Annotated in this window: 10 protein-coding genes; 4 read left to right on the top strand and 6 right to left on the bottom strand. The window is 60.8% G+C overall.

Annotation, left to right across the window (positions count from 1 at the left end):
- Positions 1–166: 166 nt before the first annotated feature.
- Positions 167–3724 carry a hypothetical protein gene (locus Enr8_RS00125; RefSeq protein ID WP_146428601.1) on the top strand — a complete coding sequence of 1186 codons (3558 nt, stop codon included), beginning with the start codon at positions 167–169 and terminating at the stop codon, positions 3722–3724.
- A 630-nt stretch (positions 3725–4354) separates the two neighbouring features.
- Here the strand turns inward: Enr8_RS00125 and Enr8_RS00120 are convergent.
- The 3 genes from Enr8_RS00120 to Enr8_RS00110 all read right to left on the bottom strand — a co-directional run bounded on the left by Enr8_RS00120 (position 4355) and on the right by Enr8_RS00110 (position 7391).
- The gene (locus Enr8_RS00120) at positions 4355–5191 is read right to left on the bottom strand and encodes a class I SAM-dependent methyltransferase (RefSeq protein ID WP_146428600.1); all 837 of its coding nucleotides are present in this window, start codon (positions 5189–5191) and stop codon (positions 4355–4357) included.
- Positions 5192–5228: 37 nt separating this feature from the next.
- Positions 5229–5747, bottom strand: coding sequence for a hypothetical protein (locus Enr8_RS00115; protein ID WP_146428599.1), 519 nt, complete (start codon positions 5745–5747; stop codon positions 5229–5231).
- A gap of 87 nt (positions 5748–5834) precedes the next feature.
- Complete coding sequence (locus Enr8_RS00110) at positions 5835–7391, bottom strand: sigma-70 family RNA polymerase sigma factor (RefSeq protein WP_390620157.1); 1557 nt, start codon at positions 7389–7391, stop codon at positions 5835–5837.
- A gap of 1212 nt (positions 7392–8603) precedes the next feature.
- Between Enr8_RS00110 and Enr8_RS00105 the strand changes: the two genes are divergently transcribed.
- The gene (locus tag Enr8_RS00105; protein ID WP_146428597.1) at positions 8604–9398 is read left to right on the top strand and encodes an SDR family NAD(P)-dependent oxidoreductase; all 795 of its coding nucleotides are present in this window, start codon (positions 8604–8606) and stop codon (positions 9396–9398) included.
- 109 nt (positions 9399–9507) lie between these two features.
- The gene (locus tag Enr8_RS00100) at positions 9508–10053 is read left to right on the top strand and encodes a hypothetical protein (RefSeq protein ID WP_146428596.1); all 546 of its coding nucleotides are present in this window, start codon (positions 9508–9510) and stop codon (positions 10051–10053) included.
- A 162-nt stretch (positions 10054–10215) separates the two neighbouring features.
- On the opposite strand, the gene Enr8_RS00095 is transcribed toward Enr8_RS00100, so the two are convergent.
- On the bottom strand, positions 10216–11499 hold the full coding sequence (locus Enr8_RS00095) for a hypothetical protein (protein ID WP_146428595.1): 1284 nt from the start codon (positions 11497–11499) through the stop codon (positions 10216–10218).
- 379 nt (positions 11500–11878) lie between these two features.
- Positions 11879–13009 (bottom strand): DNA-processing protein DprA, encoded by a 1131-nt coding sequence (dprA, locus tag Enr8_RS00090; RefSeq protein WP_146428594.1) that lies wholly within the window; start codon positions 13007–13009, stop codon positions 11879–11881.
- 206 nt (positions 13010–13215) lie between these two features.
- Between dprA and Enr8_RS00085 the strand changes: the two genes are divergently transcribed.
- Positions 13216–16431 (top strand): PDZ domain-containing protein, encoded by a 3216-nt coding sequence (locus tag Enr8_RS00085; protein ID WP_146428593.1) that lies wholly within the window; start codon positions 13216–13218, stop codon positions 16429–16431.
- On the opposite strand, the gene Enr8_RS00080 is transcribed toward Enr8_RS00085, so the two are convergent.
- Positions 16428–17609, bottom strand: coding sequence for an ADP-ribosylation factor-directed GTPase activating protein isoform b (locus tag Enr8_RS00080; protein WP_146428592.1), 1182 nt, complete (start codon positions 17607–17609; stop codon positions 16428–16430). The genes Enr8_RS00085 and Enr8_RS00080 overlap by 4 nt on opposite strands.
- Positions 17610–17675 lie beyond the last annotated feature (66 nt).

The raw sequence follows: 17675 nt of genomic DNA, 5'->3' as shown, positions 1-17675 counted from the left end.
CCCGGCTGGTCGGCGACGAATCTTCAGCGATTCTGGCCAATCGCGGCGAAATAGTTGGAAGTGCTAGCAAGTGCAGCTTGCTCTGGCGTCGTGGGGGGGATTTCGGTAGAAGTTCCAGCGCCTAGATCTTTTTTTATCGACGGATATATCTCGCAGGACGCAAGTCATGGCGCTGAAACGGAAATCGCGCGACAGAGACTATGAGGACGACGACGATCGTCGGTCACGACCGCGGCGGCGAAGATCCCGCAAAAGCCGCGGCGGCAGCTGGCGGTGGATTGCGCTGATCTTGCTGGTGGCCGGACTTTACCTGTTGCCGAGCATCATCGCCATGACGCCGCTGTTGGGCATTGTCGTTGCGTCCGCGACCGGCGACATCAATGGCAAGGCTTCGGTCGGCAGCGCATCGCTTGGCTGGATGTCGGCCACGACGCTGCGCAACGTCACCCTCGCCGACACCGAAGGGAACGTCGTCGCTTCGATCGAAGAGCTGAAGACCAGCAAGTCGCTGCTGAGCTTGATGATGAGCCAGCGCGATCTGGGCGTCGTCGAGATTCTCCGGCCGTCGGCCGACATTGTCGTGTCGCCTGGTACGAGCAACATCGAAGCGATTCTCTTTCCGCCTGCGGAATACGAAGCGGTTGAAGAGGAAGTCGCCGCGGCCACCGACCCGGTCGCGCTGCCGAAGATGAACCTGACGATCCGCGAGGGGACGATCGAGATTCGGGAAACGACGTCGGACGATCAGTGGTCGCTCGACGATTTCGCTGCCGATTTCAATTCGACCGCGACTGCCGAAGGGGGGCTGGCGCAAGGTTTCACCCTGCAGACCGCCGTCAAACAAGCTGAACAAACGGGACAGTTGCAAGCGCAGGGGAATCTAACCGCGGAAGAAGCGGTCGTCGACGTGATTGCGACCAATGTGCCGCTTGGTTTGGCGCAAGCGATCGCGACCCGATTAGAAACGGAACTACGCACGCAAGGCAAACTCGATGGCAAGCTGCGGCTTGCCCAATCGGCCGAAGGAAATACGGTCTCTGGCGACATGCAGGCCGTCTTCGGCGGCATTTCCTGGCCGCAGGTTTTGGGGCCGAAACCGGTCAGCAATGGGCAAGTCGCCTTTCGCGGGAAGCTGCTGCATGGCGGCGGTCGCCTTCAAGCGGAAGAAGTCGCCGTTACAACCGACTTTGGCGCCAACTTCGTCGCTGACGGCGATGTGCCGATCTCGCAGTTGACCGACTTCACCGCCCTGCCGGTCGCCGCAAGCGAACAAGCGTGGCGTGTGGGAGGCACGGTCGATCTCGAAAAGATGTCGGCTAAGTTCCCTCAACTGATGCGGCTGCGCGAAGACGCGGTGATTCAGTCAGGCCAAGCCGTGTTCCAGCTGTCGCACGATCCGCAGCAACCTGGGTTGATCACCGCGATTGGCAATGTCAGCGATGTCGGCGCGGTTGTGTCGGGCCAGGCGGTGGCCTGGGATGATCCGCTGTCGGTCGATTTGGCGTTGGTTCAGGGGCCGTCGGGACTGCAACTGCAGCGTGCCGAAGCGAAGTCGAGCTTCCTGGTCGCCGACGGAACCGGCGACGCGACCGGCGCCCAGATTCATATGATGATCGACCTGGCGAAGCTGTCGGCGGAACTCGCCCAGTTTCTTGATCTGGGCGTCGAACTCGCTGGCGCTGCGGATGGGTACGTGCAAGTTCAACGGCAAAACGCCAACGTCGCCTCGCTGGCGGGTTCGTTCCGCGGCGCCAACATGCGGGCAATCCGCGATGGGGTCGACGTTTGGAATGACGCCGCCGCCGAAATCAAATTCAACGCGACCGTTCGCGACAATGCGGTCGTCGAAACGGGGACCTTCAGCTGGATTGCCGGCCAAGACTTGCTATCGCTAGAGACCATCGCCCCAATCGAGTTAGGGGGCGTCGAGCCGAAGCAACTGAAGCTGCAACTCAATGGCTCGCTCGGACATTGGCAGAATCGTCTGGCTGGGCTGATGAACCTGGGCCAAGTGCGACTCGATGGAACGACGGCGGCGACCGCCGGCGTGGTTCTGTCGGAGCAGCAAGTGGCGGTCTCCGACATCAAGGCGTCGCTCAGCAACTTCGCCCTGTCGTCGCCGACGCTGAACGTCTTTGAACCGAATCTGGAAGTCGAAGGGAACCTGACCTACGGGTTGCAGGATGGACGGATCACTTCGCCCAACTTCACGATGGTCGGTACGACCATCTCGGCCCGCGGCAAGCAAGTCAATTTCTTGCCGCCGACCGCTGGTCGCAAAGGAGCGGCCGTTGGCAGCATTGCGTATCGGCTGGATCTCAGCCGCACGATGCAGTGGAAACGGTGGGCCGCGCAGCCGGCGTTTCTGCCGGCCGGCGAACTGGCCGGCAGCTTGAACTTCACCCAGGAGACCGGCGGCGCCACGGCCCGAATCGTCGGCGAGGTGAAGAACTTCCAGCTGGGCGCTTTGTCGCGTGTTGCGGCGCCGCAGATGACGCAGGTCAGCATGGCGGGCAACGCCGGAGGCGGCGCACAGTATGACGTCGTCTGGCGCGAGCCGAGCGTGGCGTTTGAGTTGAACTGTCAAATCGACGCGGCCGACACGGCGACGATTGAAAAAATGAACCTGAGCACCGATGCGGTGCAATTTGACGTCGCTGGCAAAGTGCAGCAGTGGTCGACCGCGCCAATCGCCAACCTGCAGGGGAATTCCAAATACGACTGGGACAAGCTCGCTCCAGTGATCGCGGCGTTCGCCGGCCAAGAGGTAAAGCTGACCGGCAAACAGCAGTCGCCGTTTCAAATCTCGGGACCGTTAACCGCTGCAGACTCGCAGTCGACGGCGCCGTTCGCCTGGCTGTCACCGCAACTGGCGGCCGCCGGTTCGATCGCCTGGCAACAAGCGACGCTGTACGGCGTGCCGATCGGCGCCGCCAACATCAAAGCGAACCTGAACGAAGGAGTCGTCAACTTTGATCCGCTGGCGATGGAGATCAGCGGAGGCAAGCTCAACGCACGGCCGCGGGTGACGCTGCTGACCAATCCACCGCTGTTGCAATTGCCGCAGAGCCGCATGGTCGAGAACCTGGCGATCACGCCGCAGATGTGCCAAGGCTGGATGAAGTACGCCGCGCCGCTATTGGCCGATTCGACCCGGGCGGAAGGACGCTTCTCACTTGATGTGCAGCAGGCTGACTTCCCGCTACTCAACCCGATGGGCGGCGAAGCGGTTGGTACGCTGATGATCCATGGCGCCGAGGTTCGCCCGGGGCCGCTGGCCTATCAATACGTCGTCGTGGCGAAACAGATCCAAGCGATCGTCAAGAAGCAGATCCCTGGTCAGGTCAATCCGAACGAGACGGTGCTGATGCGAATGCCCGACCAACAAGTGCCGGTGCAGATGACCGGCGGTCGCGTCTATCACCAGAACCTGACGATGCAGATCGACTCGGTGCAGATCATCAGCCAGGGTTCGGTCGGGATTGACCAGACGATTCAGATGGTCGCCCGAATTCCGGTGCAGGATGCCTGGATCCAAAGCAACCCGGCCCTGGCAAGCCTGAAAGGGCAAACGCTGGAAGTGCCGATCAGCGGAACGCTCGACAGCCCGAAGATTGACGACCGGGCGCTCGAAGCAATCGCCGGCCAGGCAATTGGCGGCGCGGCGCAGGACCTGCTTGAGCGTGGTCTGAACCGCGGCTTGGACAAGCTGTTCAATCGCTAGGCCAAGAAACAAAAAACGGTCAGCGGCCTCCCAATCGAGAAGGAGGCCGCCAACCAAGCGTTGCATCCGCGACTTTGTAGGAGCAGCGTCGTTCTGCATCCTAGTTACTGTACGGTTGAGAACGTGCCTTCTTGCAGTCATCTACTGTTAAACAATATCTGCAAGTTTTGTGCCAAATTGGCGGTTTCGCCACACTTCGACCGAAGTGTAAGCGAGGTCCCGATTTGGATGCTGTCACGTCAGTTTTGGCGAGGCCAAAGAGTGACGCCGCGTGTCGATCGGCGCGACATCGCCTGCGATTAGATCGACACGAGGCCTTTAGCAGTCCGTTGATTTTCTCGACGGACTGCGTGATCGCAGGGATGCGATCCCAAAATAACGACGTAAGTCGTTATTTTGCGAGCCGCGAAGAGCTATGCTCTGAGCCTGGCGAGGTTGGAAAATGCCACGATGGCATTTTTCAACAGGCAGTTAGAGCGGTTTTCCTCCATCTGTATCGTTCTGGCTGGTTGTGGCCGCGCTGGTCGGCGTTGACCTGCATCGACGAATCTTGAGGATTCGCCTGCTTCGGTCGCCTTGACCAGCTTGCCTCACCAACGCCAGAAACGCTACTGCTATCAGAAAAACGCTCTAGCTGCCCGGCAGCCAGATCGCCCCGCGGCTTTCTTGCTGCGCCGCCTGACCGACGCGGCGGGCTTTGATTCGCACGTACGGCGCCACGTACCGACTGCGATCGGCGAACGAGTCGGCCTCGGCGTCCTCTTTGGCGTGCATCGGTTCGACCAGGTCCTCGATCACGAAACCATTTCGGCACATCAGGCCGATCAGCTCTTCCCAGCGGTGCAGGTACTCAAGCGTCCCTTCTTCGCGATGGCGACTGCCGGCGACCGCCGGAAGCGGACCGCGGCGGTAGTACGGCTCGATCAATTCGTACCCACCGGGGCTGCGGCGGATGTCGGTCTGCAGGCTGGTCGGCGTTTTGTGCTGACTGATGTACGTGCCGCCATCGGCCAACAGCCGCGCGACCTCGGCATAGACCGAACGCAGGTCAGGCAAATAGCAAGTGCTGACCGGATTGATCACCACGTCAAAGTCGGCTGTGCCGAGCATCGAGAGATCGTCCATCGACGCTTCGACCGTGGTGAGGGCCAGCTTTCGCTCGGCGGCGACCTGACGATCGAGCTCGAGCTGAGCCGGGCTGATATCGACGACCGTCACGATGCCGCCGGCGGCGGCGTAGAGCGGGCCTTGTCGACCTCCGCCGGCGCCCAGGCATAAGATCCGCTTGCCAACGACGCTGCCGCCAAGCCAGCCCCAGCGATCGACCAAGGCGAGCGGATCGCGAAAGTCTTCGTCTTTGGCCGGGCGGGCGAAACGATCGCGCTGCTGGACTTTGCGATCCCAGGCGGTGCGGTTGTGATCGAGCGTTTGCGAGTGGGACTCGGGCGGATCTTGGTCAGTCGACAACGTAGAAATTCCTCGGCATTTTCCGCGATGGTCGCAACTACCAGCGATAGTCGCACTCGCGGCAGCGGACTTCGATTTGCAGGATGTCGATGCCGCGGGGACGATCGGCGCCGCATCGGGGACAGATAAAACCAAAATAGGCCCGCGCCGCCGAGCGGCCAAGCTCCCAATAGAGCATTCCGCATAGCAGCGTGTTGACGCCGGCGTAGGCGGATGGCCACAGATGTCCGATCGACAGCGATGCGACCGCGAATAGTGCTGAGCTGACCGTCGCGAAGGCGAGGTAGTAACGGGCCGTCGCCCAAACGGCCCGGCCGCCGAACCACAGCCCGACCGCCAATAGCAGTGGCAAGTAGGGAAACAGCATGATCGCTTGCGTGCGATCCTGGGCCTGCATCGCCAAAGCGACGGCGACCGACAGTTGGAAGAGGGTCAACAGGGCTGAAAAGAGATAGACGAGCGCCACCGAAGGCGGCGTCGCCGAGACGGCATCGGTCGAGCCGCCATCGCCATCATCCGGCGAGCGGAACGGATTGGAAGGCTCGCCTAAGGACATGAGGGTCTTTCCATGAAAAAAGCCGACGTCGCATTATGCGGTCGTCGGCTTTGTCGATTGTCGATTCGCGGCAAGGCTGCGAACGGTTTAGTCGAGGAAACCGACCAGCTCTTGGCTGCGGCTCGGCTGCTGCAGCTTGCGAACCGCTTTGGCTTCGATCTGGCGGATGCGTTCGCGGGTCACCTTGAAGATGTGTCCCACTTCTTCCAGCGTGTAGCTGTAACCGTCGCCCAGACCGTAGCGAAGCTTGATGATTTCCCGTTCGCGATAGCTGAGGGTTTTCAGCACGCGGCTGATGCGGGTCCGCAGCATTTCTTGCGCGGCGCCAATGGCCGGGCTTTCGGCTTCGCCATCGGGCAGCAAGTCGCCGAACTGGCTATCTTCGCTGTTGCCGACCGGACGGTCGAGCGAGATCGGATAGCGGCTCATCGCCAAGACGCGGCGAGCTTCTTCGACGGTCGTACCGGCGCGGCGGGCCGTTTCTTCCAGCGTAGGTTCGCGACCCTTTTCCTGCAGCAGCTGGCGAGCGACGTTGCGAACGCGCGACATCGTTTCGACCATGTGAACTGGGATGCGGATCGTACGGCTTTGGTCGGCGACGGCGCGGGTGATCGCCTGGCGAATCCACCACGTGGCGTAGGTGCAGAACTTGAAGCCGCGGCGGTATTCAAACTTGTCGACCGCACGCATCAGGCCGGCGTTCCCTTCCTGAATCAGGTCGAGGAAGCTGAGACCGCGGTTGCGATACTTCTTGGCGATCGAGACGACCAGACGCAGGTTACCTTCCGACAGCTCACGCTTGGCTTGCTGGTATTCGGAGTAGACAACCTTCAGCTGGTTGACGCGGCGACGCAGGCTGGTCGGGGTTTCCTGGGTGGCGACCAGGATGTTGCGGTACTCGGCAACCCAATCAGCGCGGTCGGCTTCGTGGCCTTTCGCCTGCTTGTGCTCGTCGATGCGGGCCTTCAGATCGTCGATCCGCTTCGAGAAGTCTTCCAGCGTGCCGATCTTCGATTCGATCCGCTGCGTACGCAAACCGAGTTCTTCGACCAGTTTGACGGCGCGACGGCGACGACGACCCAGCCGTACCCAAGCTTCGCCCCGTTGGGCTTCGCTGCGCGATTTGCTCGTGGCGATGCGGTAGTCGCGATAGTTGCGCTTCAGCAGGGTATCGAGCGTCTTCAGGTTGTGCGGCAGACGGCCGAGGATCTGCTCTTTTTCAAGGCGATCGGTCACCGAGACCTGCACGGTACGATCAAACGGCAGTTCGCCGTCCTGAACGCGACGCAGAACCTTGATGGCGTCTTGGATCACGTAATCGCATTCCAGCAGCATGCCCCGGAACTTGGCGCGAGTCAGCTCGATCTTACGAGCCAGAAAGATTTCTTCCTGACGGGTCAGCAGCGGGATCTCGCCCATCTGCGTCAGGTACATGCGAACCGGGTCGTCCGACCACGTTTCGCCGTCATCGCCGAGAAATTCATCCGACGAATCTTCGATGCTGTCATCGTTATCGTTGTCGATGTCCAGCATGGGGCCGTCTTCGTTATCCCCATCCAGCACTTCAACCGAAGTGTTGAAATCGCGGGGACTGCGAACGCGGGCGTCATCGTCTTCAAAATCATCAATCAGGGCGTCGTACAACATTGCACTCCTTCACTCGCCAAAACGTGAGTTGGGATTTCCTGGTCAAGGAAGCGTGTCCAAGAACGATCGAGTTTCCATCCACTGGGTTTTGATCACGACCGACGCCGAGGACACGCTCAGTTGGCGTTGCATGCGGGGCCTTAGATCTATCTACGAAGAGATGAGGAATGGGGTTGATCGTCTTAGTGCTTCTCTTGTTGTTTTTTCGCGGCGGCTTGGCATCAAACCAAGCAAGTCTACCACCGAACTAGTAACGCATCGCCGTCCGTGGACATTTGGTAAAAGATTAGACCTAAACGCGTTACGACCTCGATCCATATGTCGCAACCACGCCGCTTTCCCAAGACGCCGTATTTTTCCTACGTGCTACGTCCGCCAACTCTTGAGTCTTGCGACGGCATCCTGCCCATCCAATTTGACGTCCACTGGCGCGACTGCCTGGTCTGCTAGCGGATGCCCAATTAAACATTGCCTAATCGCTTGAAGCTCGCCACTTGGAGGAACCTGTCCGGCGTCCTCGAAAATGACCAGCTCGCACTGCTGTCATCGGTGCCTCACCGACTTCCCGAATACACATCGCGGATATTAAGGAATCGGTTATGCCAACTATTCTAATCAAACGTATTGTTCGGTTTCCACGAGTTTTCCTCGCGTCGGATGCGCATTGTCCGCCATTTATGGGGTAATTGACAACGAAAGACATTTCTGTTGTCAAATTGGCACGATGCGACGACTCTGGAAGACGCGATACCTACTGCGGTGAACCGAAAGCAAATCTGCAATTCCCTTCGCCAGCCAACCTAGCGACCCTTGGTTTTCCATCTTCGGATTTGAGCGTCTTCCTCAATCCATCGCCGCGGCGGTAAGATGTCGCTAAGGGTGCGAACGGGATACGTTTGCAATCTGCCTGGCCTCTTCTGTCCAAATTTGCAGTCTTTAAATTTTAACTAGGGGCCTCGCTCGGTCTAGAGTTTAGTTTGGATTTCCTCATAAGGCAGGGCTTGAATTTCATTCGCCATGAAATTACCCAGATTGCCTAGGCGTGGCGGATTCTCAACTAGGCGAATACTGACAACATCCTCGTTGATATTTCGCGCTATCTGATCGGCCTGTTGCGCCGGTTGAGCGGCGGTTGTTCCTACGCCTGGGGCTCGATAGCATTAACGCCCCCACACTCTCCAATCCTCGAGCTTCCGGAGTTGCTAAACGATGAATTCGCAGAATTTTGCGGGCAAGACCGCTCTGGTCACCGGGTCGAGCATCGGGATTGGCCGCGCTGCGGCTATTTCGCTCGCCAAGCGCGGAGCCAGCGTCGTCGTCAACTATCGCTCACAGCCCGAGAAAGCGGCCGAAGTAGTCGAAACGATCGAGAAGTCGGGGGGAAAAGCGATCGCCGTTCAAGGGGACGTTTCGGACCTGGCCGCCGTCCAGAACCTGGTCGAGCAGGCGGTCGCCAAGTTTGGCAGCCTGGACGTCGCGGTCAGCAACGCCGCCTACAGCGATCGCCAGCGGTATTTTGAGGCCGATCTGGAGGGCTTCCGCCGCACGATCGACGTCACCATGTGGGGCGCATTTCACTTGCTGCATGCCGCAACCCAGCAAATGCTAGAGCAAGGCAACGGCGGGGCCATTACGCTGGTCAGTTCGCCGCACGCGTTCATTCCGGCCCCCAAGGCGATGGCCTACAACATGTCAAAAGCGGCGATCGACCACATGGCCAAAACCGCCGCGATCGAGGTCGCCGAGTTCGGCATTCGGGTCAATATCTGCCAGCCGGGCTGGACCGACACGCCCGGCGAGCGGAAGTTCGCCTCGGAAGAGACCTTGCAGTCCAGCGGCGCCAAAATCCCACTGGGACGCCTGGGAACGCCAGAGGAAATGGGAGAAGCGATAGCCTACCTGTGCGATCCGGAAAACAGCTACATGACCGGGGCGACCCTGTTGGTCGACGGGGGAATCAGCCTACCGTGGTGGGGAAATCGCGGCTCGGCGGCGCCGGGGTAAAGAATCGACGAAAAACCGAAATCCTGCCGTTTGGCCGGGGCGCCGCGCCGATTTTCGATTTAAGATAGAGGTTTCCGCCCGATCTTCTCGTTGCTAGTCCGTTTGATCTATGCCGAAATATCTCCTTACGACCGCTGACGGAGAGCAAATCGTCGTTACGCCGACCCAAGCCGGCGAAATGATTCAAACCCCCAATGGCCAAACCGTCGAGGTTCCGCCGCTCCGCGAGATGCGGACGTTGCCGGAATACGAAGAAGGTGGCGCCGCTCGAGCTGCCGGCGGCCAGGGAGAGTGGAACCGCGCCGCTGGGATGCTGTTTGCGGTCGGATTCGTCATCATGCTGATCGGCGTCGGTTATGGCGCGTTTGTCATGATGCGGATGCCGGAAGCGGTCGAGATTGAGCCGTTGCCGCAAGAGTTGATTACGCAAGAGTTTCAGAAGCTGCCGGCGAATGAATCGCTCAACATGTGGAAAGAGTTCTCGGAGAACGGCTATCTCGAAAAGATCCGCAACCTGCGAACTCGCGACGAAATGGTCAACCTTTATCGCGAAGCGCAGCTGAAGTTCGCCGTCGGCGGGTTTGGCGTCGGGATGATTGGCCTGGCGTTGGTTGCGATCGCCGCAGTGACCGGCGCCCGCAGCAAACCGGGCTAGAGCGGTTTTCTTCCATCTGTATCGTTCTGGCTGGTTGCGGCCGCGCTGTTCGGCGTTGACCTGCATCGACGAATCTTGAGGAATCGCCTGCTTCGGTCGCCTTGACCAGCTTGCCTCACCAACGCCAGAAACGCTACTGCTATCAGAAAAACGATCTAGTCCCTACTTCTCAAAGATGCGCCGCCATTCCACATCGGGAAAGGGGCGCCAGCGACCGACCAGTCGGGTTCGTTCTTCGGCCAACAGCGGCTCCAGCGTCGTCAGATCGAGCGTCACGCGGATCTCGTTCCACCAGCCGCCGCCCCGCAAGATGTACGCCTCGTTCGATTCGGCCAGGCGCCAAACGCGCCACTTGTCCAGCTCGGGATAGATGTCGAGGATCCGCGCCATCGTCGGATCGTCTTTGCTGATCGATCGCAAGTTGCGGCACGCGACGCAAACGCCGCCGCGCAGCGACTTGGGAGAGACCTGTTGTCCGCAGCTGCTGCAGGTCTGCAGTTCGTCGATCAGCAGTCGATCGCCAGAAACGGGACAGGTGGTGAATTGATCGTTGCAGCCGCGCTTGCCGCTGACCGATGACGTATCCATCTCCGACTCCAGCACGCGGCGACCGGTCAGTTCGCACGTGGCGATCGATTCGACCGGAGCGATGGCGCCGTTGTCGGTAACGCACAGATGGTAGCTGATGCGCCCGGTCTCGGAGCAATGAAACCGCGGCGGCGAAATGTCGCCGCCGGCGATGTGCCGGGCCCAACCTTCAAACGGCAAGCTGGTGACCGCTTCGCCAATCAGGATGTCGATCTTGCCGATCGCGTACTTGCACCAGACGATGGTCGCCAACGTCCGGGCCCCTGCTTCCGCCGCCTGGGCGTGATCGTGCGATTGTTCGAGCAAGATCTGTACGTTGGCCCGTGCGTCTCGGGTGTAGGCCAACCGCCGCGCCAGTTTGCCAAGGCCAAACGCGGCGATTTCGGCGCCGCTAAGCTGCTCACCGGTTCGCCAATAGAACTGATGGTTGACGGCGGAGCCATCGGCTGGGATCGTCGTCATTCGCAACAGCGGACGTTCTTCCAGACGACAGCCGCCCAGCTGGACCTTGCCATCTTCGACTACATACGGGGCGAACAGCGCTTCGGCGATGTCGCCAACGCCGGCCGGTTCATCTTCGGGCGCGGCTTGGGGAGCGGGATCGAGCTGCGCCAAGCGGCTAAGCACGTCGTGCCAGAAGGTTCCGCTCGGGCTGATCGCGATCTCGTCGTCGAGCGATTCTTCCCCCGCAGCGCCGATTCGATAGCGGAACTCGCCAGCCGGCCAGGAAGCTTGCGGATTGGTCGGCGTCGCGACGTACCGGCCGTCCCCCTGATCCGCCACGTCGACTCCCAACTGCGCAAGCGCCCACACGACGAAGGTCGCGAAGTCCTCTTGGATCGCGGCAGAGCCGTTCATAAGGCTGGTAGGTTGGGTGATCATATCAAAAACGGGGAATATCTTTCGATTTATCGGCCATGCGCCGCACGAAACCTGCGGGGAACTGCCGACCGGTCTCCCTCCCGGCAAAACCAAACTGCGTGACCCATACAGTCGTTAGATCTGGAAATCATCGCAGGCCAAGCTCTCCTCGACCAGCCGTCGAAAAGAGGAACGATTTGCGGGACACTTGCCAACAGCGTGACAGCTAGTTGGCGCCGTGGGTGGCTAGATTGGGGGGATGAAGGGCCAGCACTCAGAGCAGTACATCTTCCTGATCACGATCAGCGAAACGACACCAGAAAAGCCGCCGCGGGCGAATAAACCTCGCGCGCAAAAGAAAACGCGAAAGCGGCGGTCAAACCGCTCGCTGAACGCTGACGCCGCTCAGTCGGCGGACCAATCGTCGCATCTCGAGGACGCAGATGGTGGAGAGGACATTTTGGATCGGTAGTCCGCTGCGGCTGACGACGGCGTCCATGTCGGCGGGCTGACCATCGGCCAGCGCCTGCATGATCGCGGTCTCCATCTCGTTCAGCTGCAGTTCGATCGGCGCGTGGATCGTCTTGCCGTCGTCGGTAATCGCCGGCCGCGTCAGCGGTCCCAGTTCATCCAGCACGTCGTCGATCGACTCGACCAGCTTGGCGCCATCCTTGAGAAGCCGATGACACCCGCGGGCATTCGCGTTGTCGATACGTCCCGGGATGGCGAAGACTTCCCTCCCCTGCTCCATCGCACAGCGAGCTGAGATCAGCGCACCGCTACGCGTCGCCGCTTCGACCACGATCACGCCCAGGCTCATGCCGGTGATTAGACGATTCCGCTGCGGAAAGGCGCCGCTCAGCGGTTTGGCCAGCGGCGGCGACTCGCTTAGCAAGGCGCCCTGCTCGGCCACTTCGTCGGCCAACGTTTCATGTTCCGGCGGATAGATGCTGCGCAGGCCGCTGGCGAGAAAGGCGATCGTCCGTCCGCCGGCTCGCAGCGCCCCGCGATGCGCCGCGCCGTCGATCCCGCGGGCCAAGCCGCTGACGACGGTGAAGCCCGCCTTGGCCAGTTCATAACCGAACCGCTCGGCCTGGGCCAAGCCATAGCTTGATGCATGCCGCGTGCCGACGATCGCCACGCTCAACGCGTCGGTCGGCGTCAGGTCGCCGCGCAGAAACATCAGGCTCGGCGGGTCCGGAATCTCGGTCAGCAGATGCGGATAGCGGTCGTCATCGATCGCCAGGATATCGACGCCAAAATCGATGCACAGCGAGAGTTCGCGGTCGATGTCAATCTCGCCGGCGGAGGTGATTTTCTGGCTCAGCTTGGGACCGACGCCGGAGACCTGTTCTAAAACGCCGCGGGAAGCGGCCAGGATCGACTCGTGGTCGCCAAACCGCTGGAGCAGCATCTGCGACGTGCGCGGGCCGACGCCGGAAACGAGCGCCAGACGCAACTTGGCGCGAAAGGCGGGATCCGCGGCTCGGTCGGAAAGATCGCTCATCGAAGACTCGCTGCTCGCTGGCGGGGTATGCAGTTGTGCCAGTATAGTGGGGTTTGGGGGCGAATGCCAGAATTTAGGCGCCATTTGGCGAGACCCGCCGTTTCCGCTCGCTTTGCGTCGTAACCATCCGCAGGCGGCGCACATAGGTTGTTGATAGACTGGAACATTGCACTTGGCGCCGCCCTTCTCCGCTTTGCATCTCGCTTATGACTTCTGGCTCCCGCATTTTGCTCTCGCTGGTTTGGGTCGCGCTATGCGCGAATCTGCTGCTGGCCGCCGACGACCAACCGAAACGTTATCTCGCCGCGATGGAAAACGGAGAGCGGCTGGCCGACGAGCAGATCCGCAATTGGTACTCGAACAACGCGTTGCCGCAATTGGCGGGACGCAATCTGATCGACGGCGAAAAGTCGATGCGGTGGCTGCTGGACCGGTCGCTGCAGCCTGGCGATACGCCGGGCGCTTATATCGAGATGGTCAGTGGCGATCGCCTGCCCGGCGACGTCACGCGGTTTGTGCCGACGACTTCCGTTGAAGGCTCGATCGTCCCGGCTCACTTTGAAGTGCAGCCGACCGTCGACATCCGTCGCCCCGGCGATCAGCGGATTGACTACGGAGTCCGCGTCGTCGAGAAGTACGTCAAGAAGATCGTCTGGAAGCGGGGCGCCCCGATCGATCGCTACGAGCCCTCGACCGTCTACTATCGCGATGGGCGAAAGGTGAGCTTTCGCGCCATTCGCCTGGTCGACGGAGACGCCCATCTGCTGCTGGCCAACGGACGCCGCGTCGCCCGGTTTGATGAGCTGGCCGAACTGCACATGCCCCAGGCCAACAGTTGGGACCTTTATCTCGACGAGTTGGGAACGCTGATGCCGGACGGCTTTAGCGATGCCCGATTGTCACGCGTGCTGCAGTGGGAAACGATCGACGGCATCGTGGCGACGACGTCGATGGAGCGTTTCGATGTCGATTCGCAGGGGGACAACAACCAGGGAGATCGCTGGGTGCATGCGATGCAGCCCGCTTGGTCGCTGGATGTCTTGTGGCTGCCGAACGCCCGCAGCTATCTGCGTCGTAGTTTCGCGCCAGAACGTCCGCCGCTGGTGCGGTTCGCCCAAAGCGAAGATCGTAGCGGCGCGTTCTTCTCGGAGAATGGCTGGCCGGCCCGCAACAACCGGAGCGTCGTAGGCGGGCCTTTGCGGACCGGCGACGATCTTTATGGCTGGGGGCTGGGCGTATTGGCGGCCAGCAAGATCAGCGTTCCTCTGTCGCCGCTGGTACGTGGAGTTCAGACCAAGATTGGTTTGGATTACGGCGCTCGGGATGGAGGCTGCGTTCAGGCTCGCATCTATCTGGATGACGAGCAACTGTTCGAGAGCCCGCTGATCGTCGGTTCCAACGAAGTGATCGATAGCGGCCCGCTGAAATGGTCGGCCGACAAGCAGGCGAAACAGTTGCACCTGATCGTTGACCCGGCGCACGATAATCGCCCGGCCGGCGCCGATCCGTTTGACATCCGCGATCTGACGAATTGGCTGGAGCCGCAGTTTCTGCTCGATCGCGATCAGCTAGAAACGGAAGTTCGCCAGCGGGCGATACGGCAGATCGTCGCCTGGGAAGGTTGGGCCGTTGCGCCGCAGCCGGAAGGAGAGATCCGTATCGTCAACCTGCGCCGTGACGTCGATCGTCAGCCAATTGAGTGGCGTTTGGCGGCGGTCGCGGTCAACAAACCGTTTGAACTGCGGCGGACGCTCGACCTATCGGCCGACGATCGTTGGCTGACGATCACGACCGATCGGTGGGGCAACTTCGGGGCTCCGCCGAAACTGGAGGTCTTGCTAGACGGCGCGCTCGCCTTTGAAGGAGACTTGCCAGAGAGTTTTCGTCACGAACCAGGGCAGACGCCGCGGTACGTTTCGCTGGCCGGTCGAACCGGGCCGGTTGAAGTGATCATTCGCCAAACCCCTTGCAACGCCAGGATGCCGATCGACTGGCGCGAGATCGAAGTCCAGCACGACCGCACGACCCTGTTGGCGATATTGGAAGATCCGACCGCCGCCGACGTCGCCCAGATGCAAACCGACGCCGGTAAAGAGGGAACGGTTGAATTTGTCGACGCACCGGGGATGGTTGGAGCGCCGGCAATTCGGATCGCGCCCAGCGACGAGTTTGTCGAAGTGGCTCAGTTTGATCCGCCGGTGAAATTGACCGAACGGTCGGCGCTGGGCGAACTTCGTTTCCTCCGCTTCGCCTATCGCAAAGAAGGAGGCGGCCGCTACGAGATTCGCCTGACGCATGCCGGCGATCGCGAAACGCCGGCGATCTATCGTATCGGCAAGGGATCGAAAAAAGAGCCGGGCTACGTCGTGCTCGACTCGGGCGAACTGAAAGAAGAATGGAAGATGGGCTTCGCCGACATCTTCGCTAACTTTGGCGAGATCGAAGTGACCGGAATGGCGATCCGCGTCGTCGATGGCGGGCCCTGCATGTTCGATCATTTCTATCTTGCTCGCCGACATTCTGATTATGAACTGATCGTCGCGCCAAGTCCTGAGCGAAACAACTGGGAGAATTGGGACGAGCGCCGCGAGCAAAACCTGCCGCAGGCGCTCGCCGCTTCCGTGACAATCGACTACGGCGATGGGCAACATGGTCGCGGCTTTGTCGTCAACGAACGAGAAGGTTGGATCGTGGCGCCAGGGCATCAGGTCTTCCCACCGCGGCGCGACGTGAAGGTCACGACTTCGGACGGAAAAACGCCGGCCGCGAAAACGTTTGGGGTCGATCGCGAGCATGATCTTGGCCTGCTCCAGATCACCGACAAGTTGCAGAACGACGACCGCTGGCCGGCGATCGAACTGACGCATCGTGATCGCTTTGATCGCCAACAAATGCTGCTGGCGGTTGGAGTAGGCGCCAATGAGCAGCCAGCGGCCGAGATGATCCGCAAAGAGGGAGAGTTCTTCGGGGCGATCTGGACCTCTTCCCCTGGCTTTCCGTTTGAAGTGGGCCAAGGGGCGATCGAGATTGACCGGCGTCTGGGCGGAATCTGCGTGCAGAAGCTGAGCGGCGGATCGCCGGTGATCGTCAATCCGCACGCCATCCGTCAACATGCCGACCGTATGAAGCGGAACGAGGTCTTCGGCAATTGGTTGATTGGCTCGGGCCCGACCTTGGGGATGACCGTTCGTCAGGCCGACGGAGGCGTCGAAGTCACCGAGGTGGTCCGCGGCGGACCGGCGGCGGAGATCGGGTTCCGCGTTGGCGACTTGCTGACCAAGGTCAACGGCCAAGAGGTGCGGAGTCGCGGCGATGTGCTGGCGGCGGTCGCTCCGCTGAACCCTGGTGACGAGATCGACGTTGCGTATCGCCGACTGGCCGATCGAAGCTCGAAACGAATCAAGCTCGGGCGCCGCGATTAGTTAGCGGCGACTTCTTCTTCGTCGCTGGCGTCTTGTTCGGCTTGCGTCAGTTCAAACTTGTATTCACGCGGGCCGAAGACCCGTTCGCGATACAGCACTAGGCCGTGCGCCGCGTGATAGAGGGCGCCGCACTCCAGCGGAGCTCCTTCGGTCTGTTCAAACACCTTGCACATGTGCTGTGCGGCGCGAGCGACCCACGGCTGGCTCAGCTCGTCTTGGGGGAGCGAAAGCGAGAGGAACTCGAGCGTGTGGCCGGTCGTGCCGATGTCTTCGGCCAGATCAGGCGAGTTGCCCGGACGCTGGAAGTAGTTGCTGCTGAGCGATCCATTGGGATTCTGGTACTGACGCGCTTTGCCGATTGCCTCTTGAATGCGCCCGTCGGCGGCGACCCACTCGGGCGTCATCTCGCCATCTTGAGCCGTGTGTCGATTGAGCGCCATCGACAGACCGATCAGGCGATGCGTTCCGCCGCAGGCGCCGCTGCCGAAGCCATGATCAACCTCGGCTTGCACCAGCCCGGGGATGCTCCACTGTTTGCCGGCTGAATCGACCCAGCTGGTATCGGTCGGCAGGTAGGCGGTCAGCGCGATCAAGGTCCAGCTATATTCGTGGTCGAAGTTGCGCGACAGGTCGAGCTGCACCTGGCCGATTAAGTCGGCGACGGTGTACACGTCTCCTTCAAACTGAATCGGGGTCTCGGGATCGAGGTTGCATTGCGACAAGATGGCGAGCCATTGATCGTTGTGTCCCTGACCGGTTTTGGAACCTTGCTCGAGCAGAGCCCGCAGGCCATAGCGCTTTTCGCCATCGGCGCCGACGAACGGCAACGGCGAACCGCGCTCCATCGTCCACCCTTCCATCTTGCCGCCATTCAAGACGTGCTCGACCGCCGAGACGTACTTACCGTCATGCTCGACCGGGAAGGCGATCTGGTAGGCGAGCGAACCGTGCAGAATCTGCCAAGCGGCGTGATCCTTGGTGTTCAGCCGGCGCTGGCTCAGCGTGTAGTCGAGAACCGCATCGATCCGATCGCGCAGCTTGTCCATATCGATTTCGGTCGTCGCGGTCGGCAGGTCCTGCCCCGCCGGCGGCGCAAGGGAGGGACGACAGCTTGTGCCGGTCAGCACAACCGTCAATACCACGACCAAGCAAACGCCGAAATACCGGAAGGACGACATACAAGCTGCTCAAAAGGAGTAGTTGTGAACAAAAAACTGCGACATTTCGTTATAACATGGGGTTCA

The organism is Blastopirellula retiformator (assembly GCF_007859755.1).
GTDB classification, from domain to species: domain Bacteria; phylum Planctomycetota; class Planctomycetia; order Pirellulales; family Pirellulaceae; genus Blastopirellula; species Blastopirellula retiformator.
Note: the sequence above shows the minus strand (reverse complement) of the source record. Positions and strands in the feature narration are given on the sequence as shown.

What these genes read in the sequence shown, in the direction of transcription:
- dprA (WP_146428594.1), bottom strand. Translation starts at nt 13,009, where the DNA reads ATGAGCGATCTTTCCGACCGAGCCGCGGATCCCGCCTTTCGCGCCAAG.
- Enr8_RS00085 (WP_146428593.1), top strand. Translation starts at nt 13,216, where the DNA reads ATGACTTCTGGCTCCCGCATTTTGCTCTCGCTGGTTTGGGTCGCGCTA.
- Enr8_RS00125 (WP_146428601.1), top strand. Translation starts at nt 167, where the DNA reads ATGGCGCTGAAACGGAAATCGCGCGACAGAGACTATGAGGACGACGAC.
- Enr8_RS00115 (WP_146428599.1), bottom strand. Translation starts at nt 5,747, where the DNA reads ATGTCCTTAGGCGAGCCTTCCAATCCGTTCCGCTCGCCGGATGATGGC.
- Enr8_RS00095 (WP_146428595.1), bottom strand. Translation starts at nt 11,499, where the DNA reads ATGAACGGCTCTGCCGCGATCCAAGAGGACTTCGCGACCTTCGTCGTG.
- Enr8_RS00105 (WP_146428597.1), top strand. Translation starts at nt 8,604, where the DNA reads ATGAATTCGCAGAATTTTGCGGGCAAGACCGCTCTGGTCACCGGGTCG.
- Enr8_RS00080 (WP_146428592.1), bottom strand. Translation starts at nt 17,609, where the DNA reads ATGTCGTCCTTCCGGTATTTCGGCGTTTGCTTGGTCGTGGTATTGACG.
- Enr8_RS00100 (WP_146428596.1), top strand. Translation starts at nt 9,508, where the DNA reads ATGCCGAAATATCTCCTTACGACCGCTGACGGAGAGCAAATCGTCGTT.